Genomic DNA, 18903 nt, shown 5'->3' with positions numbered 1-18903 from the left:
GAGTCAGCTGCGGGCGATGGCCAGGCTGTCGCGGCAGGTGGTGTACGCCGCGAGCTCATCCCTGGCCGGGGTCACAACGTGGCTGTCGGCAACCTTCTCCAGCTCGCCGCGCAACGCCTTGGCTACCTGGCGAGAGCGGCGAAGCGCGCCGTTCGCCGCGAACAACCGGCAGACGACCGAGACCGCAACACCCAGCACGGCGCCGCCGACGAGCATGATCCACGCGTACGGGATGCCGTTCCACTCCGGCAGCGGCGGATCGTTCAGGTCGGCGATCCGCGCGACCAGCAGTGCGATCAACCAGGCCGCACCGCCGAGCGTGATCAGGAACAGCAGCCACTGCACGATCCGGGCGACGTTCCACCAGCCGGGATTGTTGGACGTCCCAAGGTCCGTGCGCGCGACCGCCTGGTCGAGCTCGTCACCGAGCGACTCCTCCCGGCGCCGGATCGTCGACCGCACCGAGTCGGCCCACGGCCGGGACAGCCCCTCCGCGGCCTTGTTCGTGATCGCGCGGACCGCGGCATCCATCCGCGCCCGCTGCACCGGAGTTGCCGCAGGCAACGACGTACGGGCGATCGCGACCTCGGACGACGCCGACTTCCGCAACGCCTTGCCCTGCTGGCGAGAAACGTCATCGCCGTGCAGTCGTCGCAACGGATCGGGCTGGAGTCGCCCGACCCACTTGGTCAACGGCCACCCGGTCGCGGCACGGGCGCGCTGCAGGTACGAGCGCCGTACGGCGTCCGAGACCACAGTCAGGCCGCTCGCGTCCGAGAGGGCGTCGACGAGCTCGGTGACGTCGTCGTCGGCGATCTCCGGCGTCTTCGCATCGCCACACTGGCTCGCCATCCGGTCCGCGACCCGGTCGACGTCGGCGGAGAGGCGTTCACGGGCGGAGCGCTTGTTGCTGACTCGCTTCACCAGCAGACCACGCACCTCCTCCAGACCGTCACCGCTGACAGCCGAGGTCGCCACCACGGTCGGAGACTTCAGACCGTCGGTCTTCAGCAGGCGGTCCAGGTCGTTGAGGCAGCTCTTCCGCTGGTCCGGCGTCAGCTTGTCGATGTGGTTCAGCGCAAACACCATCACGCCGGAATGTGAGGCGTACGGCTTGATGTACCGATTGTGCAGCGCGGCATCCGCGTACTTCTGCGGGTCGACGACCCACACGAGCAGGTCCACCAACTCGACCAGCCGGTCGACGATCAGCCGGTGCTCGACTTCGGTCGAGTCGTGGTCGGGGAGGTCCAGCAGGACGAGGCCGTCGAGGTCCTCGGAGTGCGCTTCCTCGAGCGAGCTCCGGTGCTGCACCTGGTGCCGGCGCGGGATGCCCAGCCAGGTCAGCACCTCACCGGCCGGTTCGTCACCCCAGACGCAAGCAAGCGGCATCGAGCTGGTCGGCCGGCGCGTTCCGATCGCGGCCAGGTCGAGCCCGGTCAATGCGTTGAACAGCGACGACTTGCCCGAGCCGGTGGCACCGGCGAGCGCGACCACGGTCAGCTCACCCGACATCCGCAAGCGCTGCCCGGCGCGGTCGACGATCTGCGTGGCCTCGGTGAGCACCACCGGGTCGAGCCGGCCGTCACCGGCCTTCGCCGCCGCCTCGAGTGCGTCGATCTTCTTCAGGACATCGGTCGCGCCCCGCACCGGGGCCTCGACCGTATCCACTGTTTCCGTCACGTGCAGTCCTCCACCGCGCGCGCGGCCTCGGTCAGGTGCCTGGCGGCCTCGGCGTCGACCGGATGCTGGTCAAGGACAGCCAGATAGCGGGCGAATTCGGCATCCATCAGGGCATGAACCTTACCGTCAAGGTCCTCTCCTGCCTTCTCGACCAGCCCGTGAACCGCCTTCTCGCCGAAAACTGCCTCCAGCAGCCGCTGCCCGACCACCGCGCTGCCGACTCCGGCGCTGGCCTCGGCACCCTTCGGGATGCCCGCCGCGCTGGCGAAGGTCGCCACCATCAGCGAGAGCCCGAGCCCGTTCACGCCGTACTCCAGGATCTTGGCGGTCGACTTCTTGCTGCCGCCTTCCTTCCGGATCAGGTCGAGCACGAACGTCTGCCACTCGCGGACGGCCCGCTCGGCTCCGGCCGGGAAGTCCTCCGACAGACCGCCCAGCTCAGGTCCACCGGCGGCAAGCAGCTGGCGACCGGGAGCGCTCGCTTGCCAGGCCTGTTCGGCGCGCTCGGCAGCGGCTGCGGCGTGTTCGCGAAGGAGCGACTCCAGACCGGACTGGATGGCGTCGCTGACGTCGCGGGTCTCCGCGGGTTTGTTGCCGAGCGAGTTCTTCAGGCGATCGCGCAACCGGCCGGCGTTGGACTGCAAGCCCTTCAGGAGCTCGCCAGTGCCGACGAACTCCTGCCACCGGGCAAGCACCTCGCCGCGCAGCATCGTCCCGTCCTGACAAGCCTTGGCGATGTCCTTGACGGCCTGGTCGTACGCCGACTCCACGGTCGACCGCAGCTCGATCGCGGTCTCGGCCTGAGCGCGGACCGCGTCCGCGAACGACGGAGTCCGCTTCACCATCGCGGAGACGGCGCCCTGCAGGGTACGGCGTACCACTGCCGCGCGAGCCTCCGCGTCGGCGGCCAGGTCGACGAGCCAGTCCTTGATCGAGGCAACGGACTCGGCGGGGAGCATGCCGTTGCTGTCGACAACGGTCTCCTGGATGGAGAACAGCGGCGACTCGCCGAGCCCACGTTCGAGCAGCATTTGGGCGAGGTGGCCGGTGATGTCGTCGATGGTCTCGCCCGGAGCCCGGTCGAGGACGACCGCGACCGCCGTACTGCGGTCGGACGCGCTCTGCAGGAAGTCCCACGGGACGGCGTCGGAGTACCGGGCCGCGGTGGTGACGAACAGCCAGAGGTCGGCCGCCGCGAGCAGCTGGGTGGCGAGGTCACGGTTGGCCTCGACGACGGAGTCGATGTCCGGCGCGTCGAGGATCGCGAGCCCACGAGGCACAGTGTCAGACGCAACCAATCGCAACTGCCCCGGATCCTCGGTCCCGCCCGGTTGCTCGGAACTGGTCCGAGCCATCCCCGGCAGCACCCGATCCCCCACGAACCAGTCCGCGTCCGCCGGGTGATGAATCAGCACCGGCGACCGCGTCGTAGGCCGCAACACGCCCGGCTCACTGACAACCTTCCCGATCACGGTGTTGACCAGCGTCGACTTCCCAGCCCCCGTAGACCCACCGACCACGGCAAGAATCGGAGCCTCCAACTGCACCAGCCGGGGCAGCAGGTAGTCATCCAGCTGATCCAACATCCCCTTCTGCTGCTGCCGAGCCTCATCAGCCCCCACCACCTCCAGCGGCAACCCACTCCCCGCCAAAGCCCCCCGCAACTTCATCAAAGCAGTAATCAAAGCCATAGCAGCCTGCTCAGCCGCCAACCGCTCAGCCAGCTCCTCCGCCGTCAACTCCCGCGAATCACCCTCACCAGCCCCTTCGCCGGAGCTGTCACTGGCGCCTCCGCCAGACCCCTCGTCGGAACCCTCGCCAGAGCCTGCGCTGGAATCCTCGCCAGGCCCCTCACTCGAACCTTCGCCAGAGCCCTCACTCGAACCTTCGCCGGAACCCTCAGTCGAGCCTTCTCCGGAACTCTCGCTCGAGCCCTCGCCGGATCCATCGCTCGAGCCTTCACCGGAAGCCTCGCCCGATCCGTCGCCAGCAACCTCGCCCGACTCCTCGCCGGCACCCTGGCCAGAGCCTTCGCCGGCACCCTGGCCAGAGCCTTCGCCGGCACCCTGGCCAGAGCCTTCGCCGGCACCCTGGTTAGAGCCGTCGCTGGAACCTTCGCCGGAATCCTCGTCCGAGCCGTCGCTGGAGCCGTCCGCCGAGGTCGCCCCCTCGGCGACGCTCTCGCCTGCCGCAGCCTCGGGGTCGTCAGCCGCAGCTTGTGAGTTCCGTCCGGCCGCGTCGGACTCGGCGCCGGTCGCACTCGAGTCAGCCTTCACCGCCTCGCCGGAGTCAGCGGCCTCGCCGGAGTCGCCGGAGTCAGCGGAGTCGCCGTTCGCGTCATCCGCACCATCCACGGCGCTACCTGACACCTCATCCGCCGGACCGCCCGCCGAGCCCTCCATCGACTTGCCAGCGTCCTCGGTCGACTCATCCCCAGAGCTGCCGACCTCCTCGGCCGTCCCACCTGCAGAGTCGTCGCCGGAGAGCTCACCAGATTCGTCAGCCGAGCTGTTGTTGCCCTCAGCACCCGACTCCCCGGCCCCGTCCACCGAGCCACCAGAGCCCCGAGCCACACCCTCAGCCGGCTCAGCACCCTCAGCGGCCGCCTCATCCCCAGCCGGCACACCGTCCTCAACCGCAGCCGGGTCCGCAGCAACCGCTGACTCCTCAGCAGCCTCAGCCCCGTCGCCATCCTCAGGCGCCGCGTTCCCGCTGCCCTTGACCTCCGGGGCCTCGTCCCCCGCGTCTACCGGCGCCTTGTCAGCATCAGCTTCTTCAACCGCAGCTACGTCAGCCTCAGCCGCTGACGTCTCTTCGGCCGCCGAGTCAGCCTCGGCTTCGTCGCCCGGCTCAGTCACGGCAGCTCCGCCGACCTCAACCTCCGGCGTCTCGCCACCCTCAGCCACCGCGGTCCCGGCGGCACCCGGCTTATCGGCCGCGTCCTCGGGCTCGGTCGCCGCGTCGTCGGGGCCCTTGGGAAGACCAACGATGATGTTGCCGTACTCGAGCGGAAACCCGTCCGGCGACTCGTCCGGCTCGTAGACAACACCAACAGTCGGCCGCGGCCGCTCAGCAGGCTCGTCGGCCTGCGCGACGGTACCGTCCTGAGCGGATGCATCGCCGGTCGATGCGTCCTCAGCAGGTGCGTCCTCGGTGGATGCGTCGTCATTGGATGCGTCGCCTGCTGGTTCGGCCTCGCCCGCAGGTACGTCGTCCTCGGCAGCCACGCCGTCCTCGGCTGACACTGCCTCCGCCGCAGGCCCGGCGTTCCCGGCAGCCGCGCCGTCCTCGGCTGACGCGGCGTCCGCCAGGGGCGCAGCGTCCTCGGCCGGTGCCTCGGCTGCCTGTACCGCGTCGTCCGTCGATTCGCCGGCGGCTGGTGCGGCGTCGTCTGCCTCGGCCTTCTCCGGCTCGGCTGGCTTCGGCGCCTGCGCTCCGTTGTCTGCTGACGCGTCAGACTCGGCAGCCGACGCGTCCTCGGCCGCGGGGACGTCTGAGGGCTTGCCGGGCGTGTCGGAGGTGCCGTCCAAGGACTTGGTGGACTGCTTGTTCGTAGCAGTTGAGGCGTCAGCTACTGCGGACTCTCCCGGCTCCTCCGCGTTGGTCGACGTGGAGGGCTGGGTCGGCTCAGGTGTTGTGGGGGTGGACGACTTGCGGCGTCGGCGCCAGAAGGTGCGTTTGGGGGGTGACTGGGCGATCAGGTTCGCCAGCTCCTGGGCAGGTTGATCCTGGCTCGGAACCTGAGGCTCCGAACCTTCACCTGCTGCTGACCTGATGTCAGCCACGGCGTCCGCCCACGAGCACAGAGTGCCCGGTCGGACAGCGCAGAAGCAAAGTCATCGTCATCCCCGTTTGGCGGCGTGGACGGGTGGCAGTCACTGCGGTGGTGGATACGGACCGTATCCTCCCGCCGATCCTTGCTGACCAGGGGGTCCCGGTGGGTAACCAGGCTGGCCCGCTGGGTAACCGGGTTGCCCCGTCGGATACCCCGGCTGAGCAGGCGGATAACCGTCCGGCGGCCCACCCGGTCCCGGCGTATCAGCGCCGCCTCCCCCGGCCCACGGCGTACCGGCATCGGTCCCCGGCCCACCAGCCCCACCAGGCACAGGCCCACCGATCGGCCCGCCAGGCCCTGCCATGCCCGGTCCAGCCGGCACCGGCCCACTAGGCACAGGACCGGGTCCAGGGGGCCCGTAGCCGCCCGGACCAGGCCCACCCGGGCCCACCGGTCCATACCCGCCCGGGCCAGGCGCACCCGGCCCGTACCCACCAGGCATCGGACCGGAGTACTGCGGTGCCGCCTGGGCGAACGCCGGCATCGGCGGGAACGGCACGCTCCCCCGCCGATCGCGCAGCTCGTCCAGCAGCCGCTTCTCGGTCTCCAGGGCGTCCGGCCCGATCACCTGCCGCACGATCTTGTCCCGCAGGTAGGCGAGCTCGGTCGCGTTCTGCTGGAACGCCTTCGCGGCCGCCTCCGCCTGCGGGCCGTACCGCTTCGCGTTCTGCCGGAGCGCCTTGCGCCCCCGCAGCGTCGCTATCAGCGGTACGTCCTGCGGCACCAGCCAGCCGAACCGCACGTAGTCATACAGCCGTGATGCGATCATCTGTCCTTCCCGGGACCGCATCACCAGCGCGAAGATCACCATGCCGATGAAGATCGGCACCATCAAGAAGAGGTACACGGTGATGAAGCCGCCACCGCCGGCCCAGCTGGCGCCACCGTTCCACAGGCCGTGGGCCAGCACTGCTGCCAGGTACCCGACGATCGGGGCGAGGAAACGGACGACCGTACTTCGGTGCCGTATCGCGACGCCGATCCCGATCGCGGTGAACGACGTGAAGAGTGGATGCGCGAACGGCGAGATCAACCCGCGGATCACGAACAGCACGAACGCGCCGCGCAGACCGGCGTCGCTGCCGGACTCCTCGGAGAGCGTGTTGAAGATGCGGCCGTAGTACAGGATGTTCTCGGTGAAGGCGAAGCCGACGCCGACCATCCCGGCGTACACGAGCCCGTCGATGATGCCGTCGAACTCCTTCCGCCGGACCAGCGCCAGCAGCAGGATCACCGACCCCTTGGCGAACTCCTCCACCGGCGGCGCCACGAAGACGGCCGACCGGTCGCCGCCCACGCCGGTCTCGGCCAGCCGGTGCGACACCTCGGTGTTGATGAAGATGGCCGCGAGGGTCGCGATGAACGCACCCCAGCAGAGCGCGAAGATGATGTACTTCGTCGGCTCGGGCTCGTAGCGGTCCAGCCAGAGGTAGAGCGCGATCACCGGGACGACCGGGACGAACGCGAACACCAGGCCCCAGGTGAAGCCGCCCGCGCCCGTGGACTTGGCCACGATGCCGAAGATCACCAGACCCGCGATCGCGAACACCACCGCGATCACGATCCCGATCAGAACACCCTGGTTCCGCCGCTGGCCGGGGACCGGATGGCTCCCGAGCACGTTCGGCTGCGGATAGGGTCCGCCGGGCGAGTACGCCGACCCCGCCGCGGGTTGCGGCGCGCCGGCCGGGCGTGGTGAGGGGTGACTCATGCCCCGAAGCCTAGTTGGGGAGCCGACCGCGTGGCAGAACCACCCACTCAGCGTTACCTGGATGGAACGACAGCCCTGTACTTCGAACCGCCCGGACCGGAACCCAGAGGCGCGTTCACCCGCCGATCTGACAGACTCTTCCCTGCCAAGCGCCCGTAGCTCAGCTGGATAGAGCGTCGGACTTCTAATCCGTTGGTCGCAGGTTCGAATCCTGCCGGGCGCGCCAGCTGAACGCGCAGGTCAGGTGCTGCGTGCCCGCCGGTGGGGGGGCGTCGGTCACGGATGATTCGTCTCCGGCCGAAGTGTTGAGGTTCTTGGGTGGGGTTTGTCGAATTCTGGGTGGTGGGTTCGTGGAAGGGGCAAGCGGACCCAGCAAGGGTCCCGGACTCGAGGAGAGCACGATGAACGAGCAGGCCGGGCGAGTGAGTAGGCCATTTCGGTTCGGGGTCGTTGCGCCGGTGGGGGATGACCTGGCGGCGTGGCGGGACGGTGCGCGACGTGTGGCTGACCTCGGTTATTCGACGTTGCTGCTGCCCGACGTTCCTACCTGGCAGCCGGCGATGGGGCCCACGCTGGCGACCGCGGCCGCGGTTGCTGACCTGCGGGTCGGCTCGTGGGTCTATGCCGCCGCGCTGCGCGAACCCTGGAGTACAGCCTGGGAGGCGCACTCGCTCTCAGTTCTCACCGAAGGTCGCTTCGAGATGGGCCTCGGCGCCGGCCGGCCCGGGATCGAGGTCGAGCTGGGGCTGCCTGCCGTCTCCCCCGCTGAGCGTCGCACCAGGATGCGTGAGACGGTGGCGGCCCTCCGTTCGTTCGACGGTCCCGAGCTGCACACGCCGGTGGTCATGGCGGTGAGTGGGCCGAAGTCGCGGGCGCTGGCGCTCGAAGTCGCCGACGCGGTCACGTTCGTACTCCCAGCGGACGACGACCGGGCCGAAACCACGAAGGTGGTACGCGACTTCGCCGGCCGCGGCGACCTCGAACTCGCCCAGCACGTCGCCGCCATCGGTGACCGTACCGCCCCGTTCATGGCGGCTCCCGGCCTCGACACCGCGGCGCTGCGCGCGGCCGACTCGCTCGTCATCCTTCCGAGTGACCCGTCGGCAGCCGCCGAAGAAATCCAACGGCGTCGCGAGGAGATCGGCTTCTCCTACTTCGTCATCGGTGCCGACTTTGCCGACACCCTCGCGCCGGCCGTGGCCAAGCTGGCCGGACAGTAGACGGCGCTCATCGGAGATCTGTACGTCGTTGGGCGGTGCGGAAGTGTCGAATGCCGGCGACCTTGTCCGACGTCAGGGTTAGAGGCTGCCTGTGGTGGCGGTCGTGACCATGGGAGATGTCGGCGATGGCGCATCCGCACGTGAAGATTCACCGGATGTTCGAGCTGGTTGAGCCGATTGCGACCGTGACGTTCTCCGATGCGGTGACGGAGGCGTTCCTGGCGCTGGGGATGCGGAACTACTGGGACGGGTACTTCGCCGGCCGGGCCGCCCCGCTGGGTCTGGCGCCCGCCGAGGTGGTGCACGCGGTCTTCTACAACTTCGCCGACGGCGAGGTGGCGCGGCACATCCCATGGGTCTGGGGGAAGACCACCCCGGAGGAGGCCATCGCCGTGCGTGAACGGGCCAGCGCCGCGGAGCTGCGGCGGAGGATCGGGGATCTCGCCGACTCACCCGGTCTGGTCCGGGTCGCTGACCTCGCCACCAGAGCAGCGGTCAGCGCGCCGACCGAGGGCCGAGGGTTGTACGCCGGGCTCCGAGCCCTCGACGTACCCGAGGAGCCGGTGGCCAGGCTGTGGCACGCGGCGAATCTGCTGCGGGAGTACCGCGGCGACGGCCACAACGCTGCTCTGGTCGCTCACGGCATCGGTGGCACCGAGGCACATGTCCTGATGGCTCTCGCTCTCGGAATGCGGCCGGAGGAGTTCGATCGGGTCCATCACCTACCCGAGCCACAGCTGTCCGCAGTCGTCGAACGGCTGCGCGGCCGCGGCCTCGTCGATGCCGCAGGCGGGTTCACCGCCGCCGGCCGGGACGCCAAGGAGCGGATCGAGGCCCTCACCGACGAACTGGCAGCGCCGGCGTACGACGTACTCAGCGCGGACGAGCTTGACGAGCTGATCGCGGGGCTGGAGCCGATCGCTGCGGTGTAAGTGGACTTGAGCGTCCTAGCCGAGGTCGACTGTCATCCGGCGGTCGGTGCCCGTGCCGTACTCCGGGTGCCGGCCCGGGATGTGGATCGAATGCTCGCTGATCCGCGCCCGATACAGCCGCCGTACCTCTGGATCCCGCAGCTCCGCCGCGGCGAACTGCCGGAGTCCCGGAAACCGCGTCCAGGTCACCGTGTCGAGACACGTCTCCAACTCCTCGTCCGGCACCACCTCTGCCCGAGCGATGAAGTAGACCGCCTCACCACTGCCGACCTCCGCCGCCGAGTCGAACACGACCATGCTGACCTCGGGACGCTCGGCGATGTTCAGCGAGTGGTGTGACTCGAGCGAAGACACCCAGTAGACGACCGAGTAGCCGTCCGGAGCGAAGTACACCGGCGAGACCCGCGGACGCCCGTCCGGGTCCACAGTCCCGAGAACCATGTAGCGATTGCTCTCGATCAGGTGCTTGGCCAGCGCATCAGGTCTCATACCGGAAAGCTAGCCGCGGGCCGGGTCGCTGGGGGGGCGGCGCCTCGGCCGCAACGCTTCAGCCGGCGGTCTTCGTTGCTTCGATCGCAACAAGCTGCAGATATTGGTCTATCCGTTGCGGCCCGATGCCTTCCACCCGTTCTCTGTGTTCCAACGAAACCCCGAGGAGAGGTCATCACATGCGAGTTCGGAGCTGGGTCGCCGGATTGTTCGTCTTCGGTGCGACCACCTGTCTGCTCACCGCACCGGCGAGTGCCTCCGGGCCCGTCTACACGATCCCGTTGATCAACAAGCACAGCGACAAATGCGCGGCCGTTCCGGGCGGAAGCAGGGTGATTCAGACGCAGCTCATCCAGTTCACCTGCGAGCCCTCCGCCACCGATCAGTACTGGGACGCGACGTTCCAGGGGCGTGACGCGTACGGCAATCCCGAGTACACGTTCGAGAACGACAAAACCGGGATGTGCATGGAGGCGGCCGGCGGCCACGGTGGGCCGGTGTGGCAGAACAACTGCGCCGGCTTCAGCGAAGCTCAACTCTGGTCGTGGGACCAGGGAAACAGACTGCACAACCTCTCCACCGGCGAGTGCCTGGCCGTCCCCGCCAGCCAACTGGGAAATGGAGTCAAGCTGATCCACTACACCTGCAGTGGGAATGCCGACCAGGTATGGGGCCCCAAGCCTTGATGAAGCTGCGCCGGCTGCTGCCAGGGAGGGGTACTTGGCCTCGGGGGTCAGGTCGGATGACAGGCGGGTCAGGCCGTCGCTGGTGTCTATCCAGATAGCGGTGGGAGTGATGGCGGCCAGTCGAGGGGCTGGTAGCGAGGTGCGGGCGGTGACCTGACCCGTGTAGGCGTCCAGAGCAACTACTGCGCCCTCTGTGGAGGACGTGGCGACCACTTTGTCTTCGGAGGCGGCCAACTGGAGGCAGCGGACACCTAGTGGGTACGACGTGACCTGACCGGTCAGGCTGACGACGGCAACGGTTGTGCCGTCGCCGGTCAGGACCCAGGCACCGCGGGAGGTTACGGGGATCGTCAGCTGGTCGAAGACCTTGTGTGCGGCGACTCGCCGGAGCACGTGTCGGGTTGCCGCGTCCAACTGGACCACGTCCGTGCCCTGGTCGGTGGTGGCGCACGCCCACAGAGATGCGCCGTGGGAGCCGATGCCCTGGCAGTACTGGTTGGGGTCGGACGTGGTGTCGAGCTTGACCTGACCCGTCACCCGGTTGGTCGCCGGGTCGATCCGAACCACCCGACCGTCGTCGGTCTTCACCCACAGGGCCCCCGCGGCGACCGCCATGCCGTCCGGGTTCTCGACGGCGACGACCGCCGGCGCGTGGGCGGAGTACCCGCTCGTGTGCTCCGGGCTGGTCGAGACCGTGCTCGGCCCACCGGCCGCCGGATCCACCGCGTCCGCACAACCGGCGACCCCAACGGCAAGCGCCGCCAAGCCCCACCACAGGGACCTGCCCATAGCGACAGGATCACCCAGCGCGGTCGAACCGGACCACCCTGGCTCTCAGAAAGTTCCTACTGAGTTCTCAGTGTGCTTTGGGGGCGGTGGGGTTGGCTCGTTCGTCTTACCTGTACTGGCGAGGGCAGGAAGGACGGGTCGGGTGCATTCGGGACTGATCGAAGGAGTGCTGCGCGGGCGTGAGCTCCGGTATGCCGTGGATGCGGTTGTGGTGCTGGCGGGGATCCCAGGAGCGGGCAAGAGCACTCTGCTGCGTCGGCTGTACCCAGTGGGGAGTGACCACAGCGGTGTACGGGTGCTCGACTCGGAGCGGCTGCGGGCTCGGTGGATGCCCTTGCTGGGCCGGGTGCCGTATGCGTGGTGGCGACCGCTCCTCCACCTTGCGTACTACGTGACCGTCCTCAACGCGATCCGCCCTGGCCGGGGTCCGCTGGTGCTGCACGACTGCGCTACCCGGCCCTGGGTGCGCAATCTCCTGGGCTGGCGAGCCAGACGCGCCGGTGTGCCGCTGCACCTGGTCCTGCTGGATGTCCCGGGCGACGTTGCGCGGTCGGGCCAATGGGCCAGAGGGCGTGTGGTCCGCTCCGGAAGCATGGAGACGCACTGCCGCCGCTGGCCGGCGCTGCTGAGACAGGCGGCCGACGACCCGGGTCACGTCGTACCAGGGGCTCAGTCGGCGGTCGTCCTCAGTCGGCGCGAAGCAAGTGCTCTCCAGGGGATCCACTTCGGCCACCTTACGATGTAAGCTTAGCGGCTGGCTGGTTACGGTGTCCGGGCGCCGAAGCATCCGGCGCTCGGGATGGATCTGGCAGGGGTAGTGGCAGCCGTCGGAGGCGGCGTTACCCGGTTCCAGGTGGGTGATGAGGTGTTCGGCGTCGGAAGAGGTCCTCGACTACACCCGCGACGACTTCGCCGACGCAGCGCCGTACGACGTGATCCTCGACGTCGCCGGCAACGCGACGCTCCGTAAGCTCCGCCACGCCACGACGCCGAAGGGACGCATCGTCATCGTCGGCGGCGAGACCGACGGCCGCTGGCTCGGCGGGACCGACCGGCAGCTCCGGGCGATGCTGCTGGCGCCGTTCATCGGGCAGTCGCTGAAGGTCTACATCAACTCGGAGAAACACGAGGACCTGAGCGCGTTGGCCGACCTCGCCGCCGCGGGCAAGTTCACCCCGCCCGTCGATCGAGTGTTCCCGCTCGACCAGACCGCGGCCGCCGTCCGCTACCTGAAAGACTGTCTGGTCCGCGGCAAGACCGTCGTCTCGATCACCGGGTAAGCCGCCTCGCGACGCGGCTTCGGCTTGCACACAACGCCCAGCGGGAAAACACTCCGAAGTGTCGGGAAGTGCTGTCACGACTACGCGCCGCCACCGCCCGGCACTCCAGGGACCCCGCCCATCGGTCCCGTTCACTCCGCAGGAGGAACAAGTGAGGATCGAACGTACGACAGTCCGGACACGCCTGCGCCGGACCGCCCAGCTCCTGGCCGCCGTCAGCGCGGTCGCCGCAGCGCTGTACGCCGTACCGGCAGAGGCAAAGGCTCCGTCACCGGCCGCCCAGTTGTCCGCCGCGCAGTCCGCCGTCGAGCGGTCCGGAGTGCGGGGCATCGCCTGGTACACCGACGCGGCCTCCGGCAAGGTAGTCGTCACGGCCGACAGCACTGTCTCCAACAGGGACCTCGCAGCGCTGAAGCAAGGCGCAGTGCAGGTCAACCGCACCAATGGCGTCTTCCGTCCACTCCTCGCGGCCGGAGACGCGATCTACGGCGGCCAGTACCGCTGCTCGCTCGGCTTCAACGTCCAGAAGGGCGGTTCCTACTACTTCCTGACCGCCGGGCACTGCGGCAAGGTGGCCAGCACCTGGTACACCAACTCGAACCACAGCACGCTGATCGGTCCGACCGTCGGGTACAGCTTCCCGGGCAACGACTATGCGCTGGTGCAGTACACCAACACGTCGCTCAGCCACCCGGGCGGTTTCACCGCGGCCAACGCGTTCGTCGGTGAGAACGTGACCCGCAAGGGCTCGACGACCGGCGTCCACAGCGGCAAGGTCACTGCGCTCAACGTCACGGTGCGGTACTCCGGCTCCGGCGGCGGCCGGGTCAGCGGGCTGATCCAGACCACCGTCTGCGCAGAGCCCGGCGACTCCGGCGGTCCGCTGTACGACGGATCGAAGGCGATCGGCCTGACCTCAGGCGGCAGCGGTAACTGCACCACCGGAGGTACGACGTTCTTCCAGCCCGTCACCGAGGCCGCGAGCGCGTACGGCGTGACCGTCTACTGACCCACGCTGCGCCGCAACGATCGATCTGTCCGCGGATGGCCTCCGCGGACAGATCGGCCCAGCCCTCAAAGCGGCCCAGCCCTTAAAGCGGCCCAGCCCTTAAAACTGTCGGCGGCAGGTGATTGAGTCGTACTTCGCGATGGGGATCGGGAGGCACGGCGATGAAGGTTCGGGTTGGACGTGAGGTGCTGGCCGAGGCGGTCGGATGGGTCGCGCGCGGCCTGCCGACCAGGCCGAGTGTGCCGATCCTGGCCGGGATGGTGGTCGAGGCCGCGGACGGGCAGGTGACGCTGTCCGGGTTCGACTACGAGAGCTCCGCGCAGGTGAGCGTGCCGGCCGAGGTGGCCGGCGAGGGACGCGCGCTGGTGTCGGGGCGGCTGCTCTCGGACATCTGCCGCAGCATGCCTCGGGACTCGGTCGAGCTGGACGGCGAGTCGACGCGGATCCAGGTGAGCAGCGGGAGCTCGCGCTTCAGCCTGCACATGCTGCCGCTCGACGAGTATCCGGCGCTCCCCGAGATCCCCAAGGCGAGCGGCGTCGTCGACGGTGACCTGTTCGCGCGCGCGGTGGCGCAGGTGGTGAGCGCGGCCGGTCGCGACGACACACTGCCGGTGTTCACCGGGATCCGGCTCGAGATCCGCGGTACGTCGATCTCCCTGCTCGCCACCGACCGGTACCGGCTGGCCGTCCGAACCATCCCGTGGGAGCCGGTCGATGCCGACATCGACACGAACGTGCTGGTCCCCGCCAAGCTGCTGTCCGACGTCGCGAAGGCGATGGCCGGGCACGAGCTGACCCTCGCGCTCGGTTCCACCCGCACAGGGGACGGGTTGATCGGGTTCGAGGGCGGCGGGCGGCATGCGACCAGCCGGCTGATCGACGGCGAGTTCCCGAAGGTCCGCAACCTGATCCCGGCGGAGGCCGCGATCACCAGCACCGTGACGGTGGACACGGCGACGCTGGTCGAGGCAGTCAAGCGGGTCGCCCTGGTCGCCGAGCGAGCGGCGCCGATCCGCTTCACCATCGAGGAGGGCGTGGTGACTCTCGACGCCGGCAACGGCGAGGAGGCCGAGGCCTCCGAGGCTGTGGAGATCACGCTGACCGGACAGCCGGTGATCGCCGGGTTCAACGCCGGCTACCTGCTCGACGGCCTGGCCTCACTCGGCGCACCGATCGCCCACTTCGCCTTCACCCAGCCCACCCGCCCGGCCAATCTGACCGGCATCCGCTCCCCCGACGAGACCCCGTCCGAAGATGCCGCCTACATCCTGATGCCCATGCGCCTGCCGAACTGACGTCAAGACACCGGATCTGGCTCCGACTCCCAGGCAGAACCAAACGGAGGAGAGACAGATGGACTACGAGCGGCACTGCGAGCTGATCGTCGAGCAGGCCGAGCTGATGGCCGACCAGCTGACCGGAGCCGACCTGGGTACGCCGGTCCCGTCGTGCCCCGGCTGGAACGTCGGCCAGCTCGTCCGCCACGTCGGCGGCGCCCACCGCGAGGCGACGATCGTCGCGCAGACCGGCAGCGCGCCGCCCGAGGACGACTTCCGCGACCCCACGCACTGGACCGCGGACAACGCCAAGGCCCGCGCGCTCGCCGACTGGCTCGTCGACGGCGCGCGCGACCTGTCGAAGGCGCTGCTGACCGCGGGGCCCGACGTACCGATCCAGATGCCGATCGACAACCCGACCATCCGCTTCACCGCGCGCCGGATGACGCACGAGACCGTCATGCACCGCGCCGACGCCGCGCTCGCTCTCGATCGTCCCTACGAGCTCGACGCCGAGGTCGCCACGGACGGCATCGACGAGTGGATGGAGCTCGGCGCGCTCCCGCTGCACTTCGAGGTCCACCCCTGGATGCGCGAGCTGCTCGCGCCCGGCCGGACCCTCAAGTTCAAGGCGGCCCACCAAGCCTGGGTCGTCGACCTCACCGGCGACGCGATCCAGTGGCGTCACAGCGACGAGCCGACGGCCGTGACGGTCAAGGCACCGGTCACCGACCTCCTCCTGCACCTCTACAAACGCCGCAACGACAACGTGCAGGTCGAGGGCGATCGGGACCTGCTCGACTATTACCGGGAGCGGGTGAGCTTCGGCTAGCCTCCGCGGGCGGCCGCGACAGTTGGATCACGTGCTGAGGAAGTAGGCGGTCAGCGCCCGTGCCAGGGTGTCCGACGGGATGGTGTGGAACGTCCCGTCGTACCCCTCGACTGTGCCGTTGGGCAGTCCGGCCGCGGTCTGACGGGTTGCGTTCTTCAGCCAGTCCGGGCTGGCGTTGCTGAACAGCGCCAGCGTCGGTACGTCGATCGACGCCAGCAGCTCGGTCGGTACGGCGTTGTCGCGCAGCTGCAGCGCGTCGTACACGAGGGTGTGCGCGATGGCCTCGAACCGAGGCCACGCCGGCGTCTCCTTGAGCTGGTCGACCGCCGCCTTCGGCTGCCCGACCGCCTCGGTCATGAACAGCTCCGCGGCGCCACCCGGGTTCCCGGCGGCGACGTACTCCTGCAGGCGCTCGACGTAGTGCTCCGGAGGCGGCGGTGCGCCTTCGACGCGGAACGGCGGCTCCATCACGGCCTGCTTCTCGAACGGCAGCCGGGCCTGGAGAAGCACCATCGAGCCGGACGAGTACGCACACGCGAAGCGCGCACCGGTGGCCGCGCGCACCGCTTCGAGGTCCTCCCACTCCCGCTCGACCGCGTACGGCAGCGTGTCGCCGGAGTCCCCACGGCCGCGACGGTCGTAGTTCACCACCGTGAACGTCGACGCCAGCGCCTCGGCGTCACCGACGTACCGCGAGCGTTCGGTGAACCCGCCGGCCACGAGCACCAGACCAGGGCCCTGCCCGTAGGTGTCGTAGGCGATTTCGGTGCCGTCCTTCGAGACAACCGTTTCCATCTCAACTCCCTTGTGCCTGAGGTTCCTCTGCCCAGCCGTCGAACGGTGCGCGACCCGAACGACCCTCTGTGATCCACCTCACACGCTACTCGGCGCTACCGACAAAGAGACCCGGCATCACTACAGTTGGATTATGTATACAGACGACTGCACACCGCCCCGGAGTCGTTGATGCTGCTCCGCCAGCTGGAGTACCTCGTCGCGCTCGCCCGGGAGAAGCACTTCGCCCGGGCGGCGGACACCTGCTACGTGTCCCAGCCGTCCCTGTCGGCCGCGATCCGCAAGCTCGAGCAGGAGCTCGACGTACCGATCGTCCGCCGCGGCCGCCGGTTCGAAGGGCTTACGCCCGAGGGTGAACGGGTGCTGCTCTGGGCGCAGCGGATCCTCGCCGAGCAGGACGCGCTGCGGCACGAGCTGTCGGTACTGCGCGGCGGTCTGACCGGCACGCTCCGGCTCGGCGCGATCCCGACTGCGATGCCGGTCGTCTCGCTGTTGACCACCCCGTTCTGCGAGCGGCACGGCCACGCGCGGGTGACGATCGAGTCGCTGTCGTCGCGGGACATCACCCACAAGCTGGCGGACTTCAATCTCGACGTCGCGATGACGTACCTCGACGACGACACCCTCGGGCAAGTCCGGAAGACGCCGCTGTACGAAGAGCGGTACCTGCTGCTGACGCCGAAGCACTCGCCGCTCGCCGAGTTGCCGATGGCAACGTGGGCGCAGGTCTCGGAGCTTCCGCTCTGCCTGCTCTCCCCCGACATGCGCAACCGGCGGATCATGAACGGGTACTTCACCGATGACGGCGTGACGGCGACACCGGCCATCGAGAGCGACACCGTCTCGGGGCTCTACAGCCATCTGCACGGCAACCACTGGTCGACCGTGATCTCGCACGCGTGGCTGCACATGTTCGGCGTACCGGACGGGATGCGCGTCGTACCACTGAAGAGTCCCGCGCACGGGCCGCGGGTCGGTCTGGTGATCGCAGCGCGGAGTCCGGAGCCGGTGCTCGCGCGGGCGTTGCTGGATATCGCCCGGCAGGCCGGCGTCCACAAGGCTCTCGACGATCTGCTCGATGTGCACTTGATGGGCTCGGGCTATCTCGACATAGCAAGCAAGTCTTTGACCGTCGGGCCGTGACCCGGAGATGGTGGAATTCCCTTCAGAACAAGGAGATTCCCATCATGGCAAAGATAGTCTGCGTGTTGTACGACGACCCCACGACCGGCTACCCGACGTCGTACGCGCGCGATGAGATCCCGGTGATCTCCGGGTACCCGGGCGGCCAGACCGCGCCGTCGCCGAAGGCGGTCGACTTCACGCCGGGCGCCCTGCTCGGCAGCGTATCCGGCGAGCTCGGCCTGCGCGCGTTCCTCGAGAGCCAGGGGCACACGCTGGTCGTCACGTCCGACAAGGAAGGCGCGGACTCGGTCCTCGACCGCGAACTGCCAGACGCCGACGTGGTGATCTCACAGCCGTTCTGGCCGGCGTACCTGACCGCGGAGCGGATCGCGAAGGCGCCGAACCTCAAGCTCGCGATCACGGCCGGGATCGGCTCCGACCACGTCGACCTGGACGCGGCGATCGCGCACGGGATGACCGTTGCCGAGGTCACCTACTCGAACAGCATCAGCGTCGCCGAGCACGTGGTGATGATGATCCTCGGCCTGGTCCGCAACTACATCCCGTCGTACCAGGTCGTCGTCGACGGCGGGTGGAACGTCGCGGACTGCGTGGCACGCTCGTACGACCTCGAGGGCATGCAGGTGGGTACGGTCGCAGCGGGGCGGATCGGTACCGCCGTACTGCGACGGCTGGCGCCGTTCGACGTGAAGCTGCACTACACCGACCGGCACCGCCTGCCGGAGTCGGTCGAGCGCGAGCTCGGGCTGACGTTCCACCCGAGCGCGGCCGATATGGTGCCGCACTGCGACGTGGTGACGAGCAACGCGCCGCTGCACCCGGAGACCGAAGGGCTGTTCGGCGAGAAGCTGCTGAGCTCAATGAAGCGCGGGACGTACCTGATCAACACCGCGCGGGCCCGAATCGTCGACCGGGACGCCATCGTGCGCGCACTGGAGAGTGGTCAGCTGGCCGGGTACGCCGGTGACGTCTGGTACCCGCAGCCCGCGCCGGCCGATCACCCGTGGCGGACGATGCCGCACCACGGGATGACGCCGCACATCTCCGGCTCGTCGCTCTCGGCGCAGGCACGGTACGCCGCAGGCACGCGCGAGATCCTGGAATCGTGGTTGGCCGGTACGCCGATCCGCGAGGAGTACCTGATCGTCGACGGCGGTCAACTGGCCGGGGTTGGCGCGCACAGCTACTCGACGAACAGCAGGTGACGCTTGGCTACTGA

General features: G+C 68.9%; 15 protein-coding genes and 1 tRNA gene. 11 read left to right on the top strand and 5 right to left on the bottom strand.

Annotated features, from left to right (window positions below; genetic code table 11):
* Positions 1-3: 3 nt before the first annotated feature.
* The 3 genes from AB0E69_RS35405 to AB0E69_RS35395 form a co-directional block, all read right to left on the bottom strand.
* Positions 4-1683, bottom strand: a complete 1680-nt coding sequence (locus tag AB0E69_RS35405; protein ID WP_360156615.1) for a GTPase — start codon at positions 1681-1683, stop codon at positions 4-6.
* On the bottom strand, positions 1680-5468 hold the full coding sequence (locus AB0E69_RS35400) for an AAA family ATPase (protein ID WP_360156612.1): 3789 nt from the start codon (positions 5466-5468) through the stop codon (positions 1680-1682). The genes AB0E69_RS35405 and AB0E69_RS35400 overlap by 4 nt, the downstream gene beginning before the upstream one ends.
* 90 nt (positions 5469-5558) lie before the next feature.
* A complete protein-coding gene (locus AB0E69_RS35395; RefSeq protein WP_360156609.1) occupies positions 5559-7229 on the bottom strand; it encodes a PrsW family intramembrane metalloprotease in 1671 nt (556 codons plus the stop codon).
* Positions 7230-7378: 149 nt separating this feature from the next.
* Between AB0E69_RS35395 and AB0E69_RS35390 the strand changes: the two genes are divergently transcribed.
* From AB0E69_RS35390 to AB0E69_RS35380, 3 genes are all read left to right on the top strand, one after another.
* Positions 7379-7455: transfer RNA gene (locus AB0E69_RS35390), tRNA-Arg, on the top strand.
* Between the two features lie 175 nt (positions 7456-7630).
* Positions 7631-8449 carry an LLM class flavin-dependent oxidoreductase gene (locus AB0E69_RS35385; RefSeq protein ID WP_360156606.1) on the top strand — a complete coding sequence of 273 codons (819 nt, stop codon included), beginning with the start codon at positions 7631-7633 and terminating at the stop codon, positions 8447-8449.
* Between the two features lie 155 nt (positions 8450-8604).
* Positions 8605-9381 (top strand): MarR family transcriptional regulator, encoded by a 777-nt coding sequence (locus AB0E69_RS35380; RefSeq protein WP_360156603.1) that lies wholly within the window; start codon positions 8605-8607, stop codon positions 9379-9381.
* Positions 9382-9396: 15 nt separating this feature from the next.
* On the opposite strand, the gene AB0E69_RS35375 is transcribed toward AB0E69_RS35380, so the two are convergent.
* Positions 9397-9870 carry a pyridoxamine 5'-phosphate oxidase family protein gene (locus AB0E69_RS35375; protein WP_360156600.1) on the bottom strand — a complete coding sequence of 158 codons (474 nt, stop codon included), beginning with the start codon at positions 9868-9870 and terminating at the stop codon, positions 9397-9399.
* Between the two features lie 179 nt (positions 9871-10049).
* Between AB0E69_RS35375 and AB0E69_RS35370 the strand changes: the two genes are divergently transcribed.
* The 6 genes from AB0E69_RS35370 to AB0E69_RS35345 all read left to right on the top strand — a co-directional run bounded on the left by AB0E69_RS35370 (position 10050) and on the right by AB0E69_RS35345 (position 15743).
* A complete protein-coding gene (locus AB0E69_RS35370; RefSeq protein WP_360156597.1) occupies positions 10050-10556 on the top strand; it encodes an RICIN domain-containing protein in 507 nt (168 codons plus the stop codon).
* A 931-nt stretch (positions 10557-11487) separates the two neighbouring features.
* Complete coding sequence (locus AB0E69_RS35365) at positions 11488-12090, top strand: AAA family ATPase (RefSeq protein ID WP_360156594.1); 603 nt, start codon at positions 11488-11490, stop codon at positions 12088-12090.
* A 115-nt stretch (positions 12091-12205) separates the two neighbouring features.
* Complete coding sequence (locus tag AB0E69_RS35360; protein ID WP_360156591.1) at positions 12206-12625, top strand: zinc-binding dehydrogenase; 420 nt, start codon at positions 12206-12208, stop codon at positions 12623-12625.
* 151 nt (positions 12626-12776) lie between these two features.
* Positions 12777-13634 carry a S1 family peptidase gene (locus AB0E69_RS35355; protein ID WP_360156588.1) on the top strand — a complete coding sequence of 286 codons (858 nt, stop codon included), beginning with the start codon at positions 12777-12779 and terminating at the stop codon, positions 13632-13634.
* A 161-nt stretch (positions 13635-13795) separates the two neighbouring features.
* Positions 13796-14929 carry a DNA polymerase III subunit beta gene (gene dnaN / locus AB0E69_RS35350; RefSeq protein WP_360156585.1) on the top strand — a complete coding sequence of 378 codons (1134 nt, stop codon included), beginning with the start codon at positions 13796-13798 and terminating at the stop codon, positions 14927-14929.
* Between the two features lie 58 nt (positions 14930-14987).
* Entirely contained in the window at positions 14988-15743 is a 756-nt protein-coding gene (locus AB0E69_RS35345; protein ID WP_360156582.1) for a maleylpyruvate isomerase family mycothiol-dependent enzyme, read from the top strand.
* 27 nt (positions 15744-15770) lie between these two features.
* Here AB0E69_RS35345 and AB0E69_RS35340 read toward each other — a convergent pair whose 3' ends face one another.
* A complete protein-coding gene (locus tag AB0E69_RS35340) occupies positions 15771-16538 on the bottom strand; it encodes an alpha/beta hydrolase (protein WP_360156580.1) in 768 nt (255 codons plus the stop codon).
* A gap of 171 nt (positions 16539-16709) precedes the next feature.
* Between AB0E69_RS35340 and AB0E69_RS35335 the strand changes: the two genes are divergently transcribed.
* Complete coding sequence (locus tag AB0E69_RS35335; protein WP_360156577.1) at positions 16710-17681, top strand: LysR family transcriptional regulator; 972 nt, start codon at positions 16710-16712, stop codon at positions 17679-17681.
* A 44-nt stretch (positions 17682-17725) separates the two neighbouring features.
* Positions 17726-18889 (top strand): NAD-dependent formate dehydrogenase, encoded by a 1164-nt coding sequence (locus AB0E69_RS35330; protein WP_360156574.1) that lies wholly within the window; start codon positions 17726-17728, stop codon positions 18887-18889.
* Positions 18890-18903: the final 14 nt, after the last annotated feature.

Source organism: Kribbella sp. NPDC026611 (genome assembly GCF_040638345.1).
GTDB lineage: Bacteria > Actinomycetota > Actinomycetes > Propionibacteriales > Kribbellaceae > Kribbella.
Note: the sequence above shows the minus strand (reverse complement) of the source record. Positions and strands in the feature narration are given on the sequence as shown.